16 protein-coding genes are annotated in these 12,804 nt (G+C 63.9%); 9 read left to right on the top strand and 7 right to left on the bottom strand.

Annotated elements, in window-relative coordinates; translation table 11 throughout:
- Positions 1–41: 41 nt before the first annotated feature.
- The 4 genes from ada to FJ970_RS14145 all read left to right on the top strand — a co-directional run bounded on the left by ada (position 42) and on the right by FJ970_RS14145 (position 3,002).
- Entirely contained in the window at positions 42–1,169 is a 1,128-nt protein-coding gene (ada, locus tag FJ970_RS14160; protein WP_181178828.1) for a bifunctional DNA-binding transcriptional regulator/O6-methylguanine-DNA methyltransferase Ada, read from the top strand.
- 13 nt (positions 1,170–1,182) lie between these two features.
- The gene (locus FJ970_RS14155) at positions 1,183–1,410 is read left to right on the top strand and encodes a hypothetical protein (RefSeq protein WP_140765332.1); all 228 of its coding nucleotides are present in this window, start codon (positions 1,183–1,185) and stop codon (positions 1,408–1,410) included.
- A 300-nt stretch (positions 1,411–1,710) separates the two neighbouring features.
- Positions 1,711–2,262 carry a methylated-DNA--[protein]-cysteine S-methyltransferase gene (locus tag FJ970_RS14150; protein WP_140762247.1) on the top strand — a complete coding sequence of 184 codons (552 nt, stop codon included), beginning with the start codon at positions 1,711–1,713 and terminating at the stop codon, positions 2,260–2,262.
- Positions 2,259–3,002 carry a 2OG-Fe(II) oxygenase gene (locus FJ970_RS14145; protein ID WP_140762244.1) on the top strand — a complete coding sequence of 248 codons (744 nt, stop codon included), beginning with the start codon at positions 2,259–2,261 and terminating at the stop codon, positions 3,000–3,002. The genes FJ970_RS14150 and FJ970_RS14145 overlap by 4 nt, the downstream gene beginning before the upstream one ends.
- Here FJ970_RS14145 and FJ970_RS14140 read toward each other — a convergent pair.
- The 5 genes from FJ970_RS14140 to FJ970_RS14120 all read right to left on the bottom strand — a co-directional run bounded on the left by FJ970_RS14140 (position 2,980) and on the right by FJ970_RS14120 (position 7,121).
- The gene (locus tag FJ970_RS14140; RefSeq protein ID WP_140762241.1) at positions 2,980–3,954 is read right to left on the bottom strand and encodes a sigma-70 family RNA polymerase sigma factor; all 975 of its coding nucleotides are present in this window, start codon (positions 3,952–3,954) and stop codon (positions 2,980–2,982) included. The two genes, FJ970_RS14145 and FJ970_RS14140, sit on opposite strands and share 23 nt — an antisense overlap.
- Positions 3,951–4,487, bottom strand: a complete 537-nt coding sequence (locus FJ970_RS14135; protein WP_227792129.1) for a dihydrofolate reductase family protein — start codon at positions 4,485–4,487, stop codon at positions 3,951–3,953. Before FJ970_RS14135 ends, FJ970_RS14140 begins: the two co-directional genes overlap by 4 nt.
- Positions 4,484–5,422: an alpha/beta hydrolase gene (locus FJ970_RS14130; protein ID WP_140762238.1), complete on the bottom strand. Its 939-nt coding sequence runs from the start codon at positions 5,420–5,422 to the stop codon at positions 4,484–4,486. Before FJ970_RS14130 ends, FJ970_RS14135 begins: the two co-directional genes overlap by 4 nt.
- Positions 5,423–5,530: 108 nt before the next feature.
- Positions 5,531–6,409, bottom strand: a complete 879-nt coding sequence (locus FJ970_RS14125; RefSeq protein ID WP_140762235.1) for an SDR family oxidoreductase — start codon at positions 6,407–6,409, stop codon at positions 5,531–5,533.
- Between the two features lie 124 nt (positions 6,410–6,533).
- Positions 6,534–7,121 carry a dihydrofolate reductase family protein gene (locus FJ970_RS14120; RefSeq protein WP_140762232.1) on the bottom strand — a complete coding sequence of 196 codons (588 nt, stop codon included), beginning with the start codon at positions 7,119–7,121 and terminating at the stop codon, positions 6,534–6,536.
- A gap of 108 nt (positions 7,122–7,229) precedes the next feature.
- Between FJ970_RS14120 and FJ970_RS14115 the strand changes: the two genes are divergently transcribed.
- The 3 genes from FJ970_RS14115 (at position 7,230) to FJ970_RS14105 (ending at position 9,717) form a co-directional block, all read left to right on the top strand.
- Positions 7,230–7,646 (top strand): winged helix-turn-helix transcriptional regulator, encoded by a 417-nt coding sequence (locus FJ970_RS14115; RefSeq protein WP_140762229.1) that lies wholly within the window; start codon positions 7,230–7,232, stop codon positions 7,644–7,646.
- Between the two features lie 114 nt (positions 7,647–7,760).
- Positions 7,761–9,008: a DNA polymerase IV gene (dinB, locus tag FJ970_RS14110; RefSeq protein ID WP_140762227.1), complete on the top strand. Its 1,248-nt coding sequence runs from the start codon at positions 7,761–7,763 to the stop codon at positions 9,006–9,008.
- 325 nt (positions 9,009–9,333) lie between these two features.
- Positions 9,334–9,717: a YkvA family protein gene (locus tag FJ970_RS14105; protein ID WP_140762224.1), complete on the top strand. Its 384-nt coding sequence runs from the start codon at positions 9,334–9,336 to the stop codon at positions 9,715–9,717.
- Between the two features lie 62 nt (positions 9,718–9,779).
- Here the strand turns inward: FJ970_RS14105 and FJ970_RS14100 are convergent, their stop codons facing one another.
- The gene (locus FJ970_RS14100) at positions 9,780–10,313 is read right to left on the bottom strand and encodes a sterol desaturase family protein (RefSeq protein WP_140762221.1); all 534 of its coding nucleotides are present in this window, start codon (positions 10,311–10,313) and stop codon (positions 9,780–9,782) included.
- A 182-nt stretch (positions 10,314–10,495) separates the two neighbouring features.
- Between FJ970_RS14100 and FJ970_RS14095 the strand changes: the two genes are divergently transcribed.
- The gene (locus tag FJ970_RS14095) at positions 10,496–10,960 is read left to right on the top strand and encodes an NUDIX domain-containing protein (protein WP_140762219.1); all 465 of its coding nucleotides are present in this window, start codon (positions 10,496–10,498) and stop codon (positions 10,958–10,960) included.
- Positions 10,961–11,266: 306 nt separating this feature from the next.
- On the opposite strand, the gene FJ970_RS14090 is transcribed toward FJ970_RS14095, so the two are convergent.
- Positions 11,267–11,641 (bottom strand): Imm8 family immunity protein, encoded by a 375-nt coding sequence (locus FJ970_RS14090; RefSeq protein ID WP_140762216.1) that lies wholly within the window; start codon positions 11,639–11,641, stop codon positions 11,267–11,269.
- Between the two features lie 173 nt (positions 11,642–11,814).
- Here FJ970_RS14090 and FJ970_RS14085 point away from each other — a divergent pair, with 173 nt between their 5' ends.
- The gene (locus FJ970_RS14085; RefSeq protein WP_224593243.1) at positions 11,815–12,663 is read left to right on the top strand and encodes a class I SAM-dependent methyltransferase; all 849 of its coding nucleotides are present in this window, start codon (positions 11,815–11,817) and stop codon (positions 12,661–12,663) included.
- The last annotated feature ends 141 nt before the right edge of the window (positions 12,664–12,804 follow it).

Raw genomic sequence — 12,804 nt, 5'->3', positions numbered from 1 at the left:
AACGGGTGGTGGAGCCGGCTTCCGCCGGCTTCAATGTACTTATGTTCATCACCTTGGCCAAACATCTGCAACCCGCGCCGCTGCCGGTGGCCGACGATCCGCGCTGGGTGCGCATCGTGGCGCGCGACAAGTCGGCCGACGGCGCATTCTGGTATTCGGTGGCGACGACCGGCGTCTATTGCCGGCCGTCCTGTCCGTCGCGGCACGCCAACCCCGCCAATGTCCAGTTGCACGACACTTTACAACAGGCGAAGGCGACAGGCTTTCGCCCATGCCGCCGCTGCAATCCGGACGGCCCTTCGCTCGAGGCCGCCAACGCCGCGATGGTCGCCGATGCCTGCCGCAGGATCGAGCAGAGCGAGGTGGAACCCTCGCTCGCCGAACTGGCTGATGCCGCCGGCCGCAGCCCCGGCTATTTCCATCGCGTTTTCAAGGCGGTCACCGGGCTGACGCCGAAAGATTACGCGGCGGCCCGGCGTGCCGCCCGGGTCCGTCAGGGCCTGGAAGACGGCGTCAGCGTGACATCGGCGATCTACGATGCGGGCTTCAATTCGAGCGGGCGTTTCTACGAAAAATCGACCGGCATGCTCGGCATGACGCCGACGCGCTATCGCGCCGGCGGCGCCAACGAGGAGATCCGTTTCGCCGTCGGCGAAACCTCGCTCGGCACAATCCTGGTCGCCTCGAGCCGCAACGGCGTCGCCTCGATCCTGCTCGGCCAGGATCCCGACACGCTGGTGCGCGACCTGCAGGACCGTTTCCCCAAGGCGCGGCTGGTCGGCGGCGACAGCAACTACGAGGCGCTCGTCGCCCGCGTCGTCGGCTTCGTCGAGGCGCCGGCGCTCGGTCTCGACCTGCCGCTCGACGTGCGCGGCACCGCCTTCCAGCAGCGCGTCTGGCAGGCCTTGCGGGACATCCCGGCCGGCCGCACGGTTTCCTATGCCGAGATCGCGCGGCGTATCGGCGCGCCGAAGGCGACCCGCGCCATCGCCGCCGCCTGCGCGGCCAATCCCCTTGCGGTCGCCATCCCCTGCCATCGCGTGATCAGGAAGGACGGCGCCCTGTCGGGCTATGCCTGGGGCGCGGAGCGCAAACGCGCGCTGCTCGACCGCGAAGCCGGCGGGCCGGTGAAGGCACCCGACAATGCCTGCCGGCCCTCGCGAGCCTGACGAGGATCCGGCAATGCGCGAGATGGCCAGGTCTCCCACCACCGGTGCGAACAGCCAGATCGCCAACGGCGAGGCCGTCAACCGAGAGGACGCGAAGGCACTGGTGATGGCCGCCATGGGAGAGCTGGTCGAGGATGGCCAGGCCGAATGGAGCCGCACCGCGACGGGTGAGATCGAGCTGCGGTTGATGTCGGGTGAAGTGTTCGTGCTGGGGGAGGTGTCCGTCCGGCGTGTTGCGTAAATACACTCAGCACTCTACGGCGCCCCCCTCAGTCCTGCCGGACATCTCCCCCACAAGGGGGGAGATCGGCGGCTTCAGCGCCGGCTCTTTCTTGCAGCATCGGAGATTGGCGAAAGCCATAGTGACGGCCAATCTCCCCACCCGTGGGGGAGATGTCCGGCAGGACAGAGGGGGGCGCCGTAGAGCACTTACCCCGGCTCCCTCCAGGCCCAGCGCCTGAAATTCAATTTAAAAGCAAGCATCGGAGTGAGGAACATCCGGCACATGGCTAGGGTTCAGGCACAACAAGGAGTGAAGGCAATGAACCACATGCAAGCCCATATGCCGGCGACAGCCGCCAGCGCCGGCCTCGACACCATCACCTATGCCGTCGGCCGGTCCGCCCTTGGAGCCATCCTCGTGGCGCGCAGCCCCATCGGCGTCTGCGCCATCCTGATCGGTTCCGACGCCAATGCGCTGGAACAGGACCTCGCCGACCGCTTCCCCGGCAGCGTGCTGCTCGAAGACGAGGCGGGCTTGCACGACGATCTCGCGGCGATAGCGCGCTTCATCGAAACGCCCGGCGCCGGTCTCGACCTGCCGCTCGACATGCGCCACGGCACGCCCTTCCAGCAGCGCGTGTGGGAGGCGCTGCGCACGATCCCGTGCGGCGCCACGGTCACCTACACCGCCCTTGCCCGGCGCTTCGGCATGCCGGACGGCGCCCGCGCCGTGGCGACGGCCTGTGCCGCCAACGCCATCGCGCTCGGCATTCCCTGTCACCGCGTGCTGCGCGCCGACGGCTCGCTGTCCGGGTACCGCTGGGGGATCGAACGCAAGCGCGCCTTGCTGGAAAAGGAGGCCACGATATGAAAGCCGACGCCAGGGTTGCACCATCGCTGGTCGAAGCCGCCGAGACGCGCATCGCCGTCTACGACTGGCCGGCGCTCGCCGCCGAGCTCGACGGCTTCGGCTGCGCGGTGATGGAAAAGCTGCTCTCACCGCAAGAGTGCCGGCAGCTCGCCGGCCTCTATCCGCAGGAGCAGCATTTCCGCAGCCACATCCACATGGCCAGACATGGCTTCGGCAAGGGCGAATACCGTTATTTCCGCTATCCCTTGCCCGACCTCATCGGCGGCCTGCGCGGCGCGCTGTATCCGAGGCTTGCCGAGGTCGCCAACCGGTGGAACGAGCGCATGGGGATCGCCATGCGCTACCCCGGCACGCATGCCGCGTTTCTCGAACAATGCCATGCCGCCGGCCAGGCCAGGCCGACGCCGCTTTTGCTGCAATATGTGCCTGGCGACTTCAATTGCTTGCACCAGGATCTGTATGGCGACCTCGCCTTCCCGTTGCAGGTGGCGATCCTGCTTTCCGAGCCCGGCGAGGATTTCACCGGTGGCGAATTCGCGCTGACCGAACAGCGGCCGCGCATGCAGAGCCGGGTCGAAGTGGTGCCCTTGCGCCAGGGCGATGCGGTGGCTTTCGCCGTCCACAACCGGCCGGTGCAGGGAACCAAAGGCAATTATCGCGTCAATCTGCGTCACGGCGTCAGCCGCCTGCGCTCAGGCATGCGCCATACCGTCGGCATCATCTTTCATGATGCGAAGTGAGGTATTGAGGCGGTCGGGAGCCTGCATCAGTGGACACCATCTCCAGGATCCACGGACAGGCATAATAGTCGGCAATGCTCTTGACGACGCCGCCATCGGCATGGATCCGCACCAGATACGCCGGCCGCCAGACATCGCCATATTGCCTGTCGACGACCAGCACGATCTCCTCTTCGAACACGCCTGGCCGCATGCGCCAGGGCAGCTCGCTGCGCTCATATTCCACGAAGTAGGGCGAGGCCGAGAGCAGGCCGCTGTAGCAGTCCGAAACCTGCAGCCGCGCATCGGCGCTGGTCAGTGCCCGCACCCCGTCCCAGTCCCTGGCGTTGAAGAGCGCGACATAGCGATCCAGCAGCCGCCCCAGTTCAGGATCATGCGGCGGCGCTGCGACCGGTTGCGCTGGCAAGGCGGCGAGCTTGGCGCGGCCGCGATTGAGCGCCGACTTGACGCCGCCTGGGGTCGAGCCGACCAGGTCGGCGATCTCCTCAAGCGAATGGTCGAAGACGTCCTTGAGCAGCACGCAGGCGCGCTCCTTCGGTGGCAGATGCACGACCAGCCGCTCGATGGCGCGGCCGGCGCCCGGACCGGCCGGCTCCACCGGCAGCACGATGTCGTCGCCGGCATAGAAGGCTTCGGCCGCGTGCCGCGTGCGGCGGTTGCGGATGAAGTCGATGCACCTGTTATGCGCGATGCGGAAAAGCCACGGTCGCAGCGCCTGCGCATCGTCGAGCAGCTCGATCTTGCGATAGGCCTCGAACAGCGCCTCCTGCATGATGTCCTCGCCGTCCAGAGCCGAGCCGGTCATGCGCGCGCAATAGCGATGCAGCGTGGCGCGCAGATGCGAAACCGTCTCCAGGAACGCGGCATAGCGCAGGTCGAACATACGGTCGGGCTCAGGCCAGGCCCGCATGCCTTGTGTCGTGTCGGGAGATTTGCGGATCTGCTGGTTCATCGCGGCACATAGGTCAGGGTCACCACGCCATTTGCGAAACGATTGATGTCGACCAGTTCGAGATCGACCGGTCCGACATCGTCGAAGGCGTGCTTGCCGTGCCCGACCCATGTCGGCACGATCGACAGATGATACTCGTCCACCAGCCCTGCGGAAAGCAAGGTGCGGTCGAGCTGCGACACGCCATATTTCAGGATGTCGCCGCCCGGCTGGCGCTTCAGTGCCGCGAGCGCCTCGGCGACGTTGCTCTCTATGAGCGAGGCATTCCACGTCACCGTCTCCAGCGTCGTCGAAGCGACCAGCTTCTTCAGGCCGTTGATGCGGTCCATGTACGGCCCCTTGATCTCGGGCCAGCGCGCGAAGAACATCTCGTAGGTGACGCGGCCAAGCAGGAAGAACTCGACGTTCGAAAGCGCCTGCAAGGCATGGTCCACATTCTCTCCGACGAAGAAAGGCGAGGCCCAGGTCATCGGCTCCTCGACGACGCCATCCAGTGAGACGAAACTCGACACGATCAGCCGCCGCACGCTCACGCCGCCTTTTCGCTGGTCTTTTCACCGGCAGCCGGCAGTCCCATTCTCGGCCGTACCCAGGCGGCGAAGCGGGCAATGGCATCGTCGGCCTCCGGCGCCCGCCCCGCCATCATCTGGAAGGAATGCAGCATGTCGTCAAAGACATCGAGCCGCGTCTCGACGCCCGCCTGCCTCGCCCGCTCGGCGAACATGAGGCTTTCGTCGACCAGCGTCTCATCGGCTCCAGCCTGCAGGAAGACGGGTGGAAAACCGGAGAGATCGGCGTAAAGCGGGCTGACCTCGGGATCGCGCCGATCGGCATTGCCGATGAAATTGGCCGCCAGCCAGTCGACGGCTTCCTTGGCAAAGGCCGGATCCTTTTCACGGTTGGTCTCGTAGCTGGCAGCGGTCATCGCCATGTCGAACCAGCCGGAGATGATCAGCGCGGCGACCGGCAGCGGCCGTCCCTGCGCACGCAGCCGCTGCAGGACGCCATAGGTCAGCACCGCGCCGCAGGAGTCGCCGGCGATCACGACACGTCCGGGGTCGAAGCCCTGGTCGGCGAGCCAGTTCCAGGCCGACATCGCCGCCTTGAGCTGGGCCGGGTGCTTGGCCTGATGCGCCAGCGGATAGTCGTAGAGCAGCGCCCGGCACCCCACGGCCTTGGCGAGATGGCCGACCATCTTGCGGTGGGTGTAGATCGAGCCGCCGATGAAGCCGCCGCCATGCGCATAAAGCAGCACCCGCTGCTCGTCGGCGCCTTTGGGCACGACCCACATCGCCGCCACGCCGCCGGCATCGACCTCGATATAGTCGACGCCGCGCGGCTCGCCGGTCAGCGCCGTCCAGTGGATATCGTTGTGGTCGATGATCGCCTGCGGGCTGGTCAGCTTGCCCGCATTGGCCGCGATCGCGGCGTAATGGTTCCTGTTTGCCTCGCTCTCGATGCTCGCCATGATATTCTCCCGGGGTTGCGGGTCGCGGAAGGCGCGACCTTCGGAAGGCAGAGACGTACGGGCAGGCAAAAAGGATACGTGGCGGTGGGCGCTTTTTTGCGGACGCGCTCAGCCTCCGCCAAATATGGCAGCATGCCGCCGGGCGAATTCGACGAACGGCGTCGGCCGCACGCCGAACATCTCATGCGTCGCCAGATGCACGCGCGATTTCGGCCGCCGCAGCCGCTCGGCCAGTTGCTCGTCCAGCGCATCGGCGAAGGTGAGAGAAATGCCGCTGGCCAGCAGATTGCGCCGGCGCTCCTGCGGACTGATATCGACATAGCGGACCGGCTTGCCGATCGCCTGCGAAATCCGCGCCGCGATGTCGCTCATGGTCAGCGCCTCAGGTCCGGTCATGTCAAGGCTCTCGCCTTCGTGGCCACTGTCGCGCAGCAGACGGACGGCGACCTTGGCGATGTCCTCGACATCGACCGGCGACAGCTCGGTGTCACCAAGCGCCAGATGGAAGGCGCCTTCGGCGGCAATGGTCGGCGCGTCGCGCAAATAGACCTGCATGAACTGGCTGGGGCGAAGGTGGGTCCACGCCATTCCGGCGGCTTCGAGATAGCGTTCGATGTCCTCATGCATGCGCGTGAAGCGGAACTTCGTCGCGTCATAGCCGATGTTGGATTCGGCACCGGAAAACTTCACCACATGCGCGACGCCGGCCTGCCTGCAGGCGTCGATGAAGCGGCACTGCGTCTCGACCATGTCTTCAGCGGCGGTCGAAATCATCAGCACACGATCGATGCCATTAAGTGCCGCGCCAAGCGTCTCCGCCCGGTTCATATCGCCCTCGACCAGTTCGACGCCGGCCACTCCGCCGAGCCCTACCGCCGATGCCCGGTCCAGATCGCGAACCAGCGCCCTCACTTCATGCTTCTGCCGCGCGAACTCGCGCACGATTGCCTTGCCGTTCAGGCCGGTGGCGCCTGTCACCAGGATCATGGTTCTGTCTCTCCCATTCAGCATTGATGCGGCCGCCCTTCCGACAACCGCACCTTGAAGACGAAGAGAGGCGGGCAAAGGATTCCGCCCAATTGTCTTTTTTGTTCGCGCGAGCCCTCGGCGATCAGCCCGCCGGCGCATAGCGGCTGACCACCATGCCGCAGGCATAGGCTTTCGAACCAAGCAGCCGCAGGTTTCGGAACCCGCCTTGGTCGAAGATGCGGCGGCCCGCGCCCAGCACGGCAGGATTGACGAACAGCTGAAACTCGTCGACCAGCCCTGCCACGATCAGCGCCGAGGCGAAGCCGGCGCCGCCGAAGACGGCCATGTCGCCGCCCTCGCCCGCCTTCAGCGCGTTGACCTCGCGCAGCAGGTCTCCGCTTACCACCGTCGTACGCTCCCATCGGGAGGCCTCGAGCCTGTCGCTCGGCACCACTTTGCGCGTCTCGACGACACGCCGGGCGAAGGCATAGAACGGATCGGCCGGATATTTCCTCGCCGCATTGCCCCAATGGGTGAGATAGCCCTCCTCGGCCATCTTGCGGCTGAGCAGGATGGTGTCGATGCCGGCGAACACGGCGTTGAAATCGCGCTTCAGTTCGGCGTCCCAGCCATTGTCGTCGCCCCATTCCCAGAGTTGCCATGGGTGGTCAGCATCGGCGCCGACGAAACCGTCGACCGACATCTGCATCTGCAGGATGAGCTTTTTCATCGGGTTGTCCTCGCCAAGCCTGGTCGCAAATGGTTTACTTTCGGAACCATTTGATCTGCCGGGAAAATGATGTCAATAGTAAAGTGATTTAAAAATAGAACCATAGAGATGTCGACACGTGAAAGATCCGGTTGCCCGATCAACCTGTCGCTGGAACTGCTCGGCGACCGCTGGACGCTGCTCATCATCCGCGACCTGATCTTCGCCGGCAAAAGGCATTTTCGCGAGTTCCTGCAATCCGATGAAGGCATCTCCTCGCGCACATTGGCGGAGCGGCTGCAGACACTGCAGGATGAAGGCATCATCACCCGCAGCGGCGACCCGAGCCACGGGTTGAAGGCAATCTACCGGCTGACCGAGGTCGGCATCGACCTCTTGCCGGTGCTGGCCACGCTCGGCGCCTGGGGCAGCAAGCACCGCAAGGCCGATGACAAGCTGGCCCGCATCGCCGACGAACTGGCGGCCGGCGGTGAGCCGGCGCTGGAGCGAATGAAGGCAACGCTGCGGGCGGAGCATATTGTCTAGGCTCCGCCTCGCCTGTGGGCAAAGGACGAGCCCTCGGCGCTTCGCATTGACAACGATCCGCATTTGTTCTCTATATGTTCTGGTCTATCAGCAATCGCGGATGAGCGGAACAGGATGGAAACGACGGCCACCATCCTGCATGCCGATCTCGACGCCTTCTATGCCTCGGTCGAGCAGTTGCTGGACCCGGCATTGCGCGGCAAGCCGATCGCGGTTGGCGGCGGCGTGGTGCTCGCTGCCTCCTATGAGGCCCGTGCCTTCGGCGTGCGCGGCGGCATGCCGGGGCGCAAGGCGCGCGAGCTTTGCCCGCAATTGACCTTCGTCGGCGGTAATTTCAGCCACTACCAGCGGCTGGGCGATGCGGCGATCAAGGTGCTCGACGATTTCACGCCGGTGGTCGAGCGCATCTCCATCGACGAGGCCTTTGCCGATGTCGCCGGCTGCACTCATCTGTTCGGCTCCCCCCGGGAGATCGCGACGGCGATCCGCCGCCGTGTGCGGGCCGAACTCGGCCTGCCGATCTCGATCGGCGTGGCGCGCACCAAGCATCTGGCCAAGATCGCCTCGCAGGTCGCCAAGCCCGACGGGCTGGTGGTGGTCGACCCCGGTACCGAGCTTGCCTTCCTGCACGACTTGCCGGTCTCGCTGATGTGGGGCGTCGGACCGGCGACCAGGGCGCGGCTGGCCGAGATCGGCGTCGAGACCATCGGCGAACTGGCCCGGACGCACTGCGGCGCGCTGACGCGGCTGCTCGGCCCCGCCGCCGGTGAAAAGCTCGCGGCCCTGTCGTGGAACCGCGATCCGCGCAAGCTGGAGACGAAGCGCCGGGCGCACTCGGCCGGCGCGCAGTCGGCGCTCGGGCAAAAACCGGCCGTTGCGCGGGTGATCGTGCCGACACTGCTGCATCTGGCCGACCGCGTCGCCAGCCGGCTGCGCGCCAGGAACCGCCCCGGCCGCACGGTGACGGTGCGCGTGCGCTTTGCCGATCTCAGCGCCGTTACGCGCTCGATCACGCTGGAGCAGCCGATCTCGGCGACCATCATGCTGGCCGAGATCGCGGGGGATTTGGTGCGCGGCGTGCTCGTCGATCATCCACGGGAGAAGACGATCTCGCTGCTGGCGATCTCGGTCTCGCACCTGGAGGAGAGCGTCGAACTGCAGCTTGACCTGCCGCTCGGCCTTGCCGACGAGAAGCGCCGCCCGGGCAGCCAAAAAGGGCTCGCCCGTTTCGGCGCCGACCGTGCCATCGACAAGATCCGCGAACGCTTCGGCAAACAAGCGGTCGGCTACGGCACGGTGGCGCTGGAGGCGGCGCGCTCGGTGCCCGATGAATTCAGGGAGTTGGCGGAAAAAGAGTTGTGAGCGGAGGAGCCCTCGCCGTCGCTCACGCCTTCCGGATCAACTTCCCGAATCAGGCGGCACGGCGGTCACGGCGGACAGCAGATCGCGCTTCACCATCACCGGCTTTTGGTAGACGCGAAATTGGGTAGCAGGTCAGTTTGCAGATCGCGGACATCGTTGCAATGATCGAAGCTATGCATGTCGCCCGGAAGTGTTTTCGGTTCCGGGACAACGACATGCATAAAATCAGAAGCTTACAGCAGATCGGGCGAATCCTATCCGCCGCGACATGCTGTAAGGAGCGGAGACGCTGATCGTTAGCGGGTCTTATAAGGAGAGTTGCCGCGTGACTGTCCTTGACAAGGCAAAGCAGTGGGCGAGGGCCATCAAGCGCGATGTGGTGGCCTTGTGGCTGGCCGCCCGCGACCCTCGCGTTCCCTGGTACGCCAAAGTTGCCGCCGGGGCAGTCGCCGCCTACGCGCTCAGTCCTATCGATCTGATACCCGATTTCATTCCCGTACTCGGATATTTGGACGATCTGATCGTCGTACCACTCGGCATCCTGCTTGCGGTGAAATTGATCCCCGCCGATCTGATGGCGGAGTTTCGCGCGGAGGCCATTCGCCGATCCAAACCGACCAGCCGCGGCGGTCTCGCATTCATCGTTGGAATCTGGATTCTGGTGGCCGCCGCGCTCATCTGGTTATTCTGGCCAGGGCGCTCGGCCTAGATTTTATCGCTCGACCGCCCGCGGACCACAAACGATGTTGGTGACCTGTCGAAAGACCCACCTCAAAGCCGCGCGGTGCCGAAAACCCGATCCCAGAATATCGACGTCACGCCGAAATTGGCGTTGTCGTCGAGATGGTGGTGCACCGCGTGGCGGCGCTTGAGCGTATAGAGATAGCTCGGATGGGTCGGATGCCAGTGATGGATCATGTGGTGGACGCTGACGTACCAGAGATAGCCCAGCATCAAGCCGCAGCTCACCGCGCTGGCGGTCGCGAAATCCGACACCATCCAGACAGGCAGGAACGCCACCAGCGCATGCACGCCCAGGCTGAGCCAGGTGGGCGTGCCCACCGGACTGCGCTCCTCGACATGGTGACGATCATGCAGGTCCCGGATCCAGGGGACATGGTGCAGCACGAACCGGTGCAGGACGTATTCGATCAGCGTCCACAGGCCAAGGCACATCAGCGCCGTGCCGATCCAGTCCGGCGCGCTTTCCTCTCCGGCCTCGATCAACCCGGCCACACCCAATATGGCAATCACCAGGGGATAGACCACGAAGTCGCTGTAGTAGCCGATCAGACCCAGCTGCATTCGGACGCCTCACCTGACTTTCGACGCCGCCCCAAAAACGATGCTATCAGATTGCCGGACTCGCGCATGAGGTGCAATGCAGATGCGACTGACATAGCGTCGCAATTTCCCGGTGCAAGGGCGGAAATGATCAACGCGGGATCGGCCGGCTTCGCACCACTGCCGCAAACGGACATGCAAACATGGCAAAACGCAGCGCGGGCCTGCTGATCCATCGCCGTAGCGGGGGTGACATCCAGGTGCTGCTGGTGCATCCCGGCGGCCCGTTCTGGGCGAAGAAGGACGATGGCACCTGGTCGATCCCGAAGGGCCTTGTCGACGAGGGTGAGGACCAACTGGCGGCGGCACGACGCGAGACCGAGGAAGAGCTCGGCGTGAAGGTCGAAGGCCCCTTCTCGCGCCTTGGCGACTACCGGCAACCGGGCGGAAAGACTGTCACCGCCTGGTCCGTCGAGGCCGACATCGATGTGGCCGCCATCAGGAGCAACATTTTCACCATGGAATGGCCGCCGCGATCCGGAAGGATGAAGGAATTCCCGGAGGTCGACAGAGCCGGCTGGTTCACATTGGCTGAAGCCGAGGTGAAGATGCTTGCGGGGCAACGCCCGATGGTGGTGGACTTGGCGGAACGGCTGGGGGCGGCATGATGCGGTCGCGATAAGCTGCCAACCACCCCTACAGCATGTCGCGGCGAATAGGATTCGCCCGACCTGCTGTAAGCTTCTGATTTTATGCATGTCGTTGTCCCGAAACCGAGGACACTTCCGGGCGACATGCATTAGGAGCGGGGAGATTGGCTGTCGTTCCTCAAACTTCGTCGTCGTCCACGCCGCATCCCAGTGCGCCATCGGCATGCGCGATACGTACCGGCGTAAGTGGCGCCGGGCACCGCGTCTGAGATGACCGCGCCAGTTACCCCTGCCAGTTGCGACACATCGCAAGGCGGTAGTGGGTCAGTTTGAAATCTGAAGACGATAGTCGAACTCCCAGCGCCCCAGCCTCGTTAGTTGCGCGCCTATCGCGTCCCATGTATCGCCCTCGGTAGCCGTGCAACGATCTGTGAGAAATTTTTCCAGCTCATCGTAGTCAAATCTGATCATGAAGATTACGCTTTCCCCAGAAAATACGTTGCCGCTTTGTGAGCGAAGAAAACGGTTCGGAGAGCAGACGGTCACCGTAAATGCGTCGGCGCTGGTATCTCCTTCTGGGCCTGCATAGAAATCTATAATAACGGAAAAATCGGTGGGATCGCGCGGCTTCCACGTATCAAGGGCGAATGTGCCAGCCTTGGTCTCTACAACTCGGTGACCCTTATATTGTGCTCTCATGAGGACAATTCTCCACGCTTGGCGAAAGCCCCTATTGTGATCGGGGCGGAATTTCAAACTGACCCACTACCCGCAAGGCCCTGGGATTGACGTGCACGCCCGCTCACTGCAATCTACGTTAACCAGCTGTTTACCATGCCGCGGCTGAGATTGGGGGACAGTTGGAACCGTTCTTGGACACGAACCTCCTGAATTGGGACGATCGGGCCGAACTGCACGCGACCGACAGAACCGGCAGCTATCGTATCGAGAACGTGCTGGCTGGTGGATCCAATCTCTATGAGCTGGAAACGCGCGAGATCGGTGACTTATTCGGCAAGGACATCGTCCATCTGCAGTGCCACATCGGGCTCGACACGATCAGCCTCAGGAATCTCGGCGCCGGCAGTGTGACCGGCCTGGACTTTTCACCAAGGGCGATCACCGCGGCGCGAGTTTTCGCCTCCAAGGCGGGCAGCGACGTTCGCTTCGTCGAAGCGCCGCTGTACGAGGCTGTCGAAGCGCTCGACCGGACCTATGACATCGTCTACGTTACCTGGGGATCGGTGAACTGGCTTGACGATGTCTTCCGTTGGGCCCGGGTGGTTGCCGATCTTCTGCGGCCCGGCGGCCGGCTCTATATGGCCGAGGGCCATCCCTTGATGTTCCAGTGCAATCGCAAGGCTGCTGCGCTCGAATTGAAGGACGATTGGCGAACGCCGGTAGCGCGACCTCTCGTCTGGAACGAAGAGCTGACCTACACCGGCGATGAGCGCACCTTGAAGCATCCTCGCTACTATGAATGGATTCATCCGATCAGCGACGTGGTGAACGCCTTGATCGCTGCGGGCCTGACGCTTGATTTCCTCAATGAGCACGACACCGTTTCCTGGCAGCACTTTTCATTCGCGGTAAGGGCCGGCAAGGATATGTACGGCCTGCCGGAAAACGCCCCCAAGATTCCAATGGCCTATTCAATCGGGGCAACCAAGCGCGGCGTCGGAACGTATCGGATCGCCCAGAAGAAAGTCGATAGCCACTAGTTTCGCCATGTGGCGAAATCTAGTGCGGTCCGCGCGCGGTGTCCGAAGGCGCAAAAATTTTAAGGACTGTGAAGGCTAAAATTAAGTTATAGCGAACTAATATTCCCTTGATGAGGCTTCAAAGAGCCTGACTAACACAGG

The sequence above is a fragment of the Mesorhizobium sp. B2-1-8 genome (assembly GCF_006442545.2).
GTDB lineage: Bacteria > Pseudomonadota > Alphaproteobacteria > Rhizobiales > Rhizobiaceae > Mesorhizobium.
This window is presented reverse-complemented; position numbering and strand designations above follow the sequence as displayed.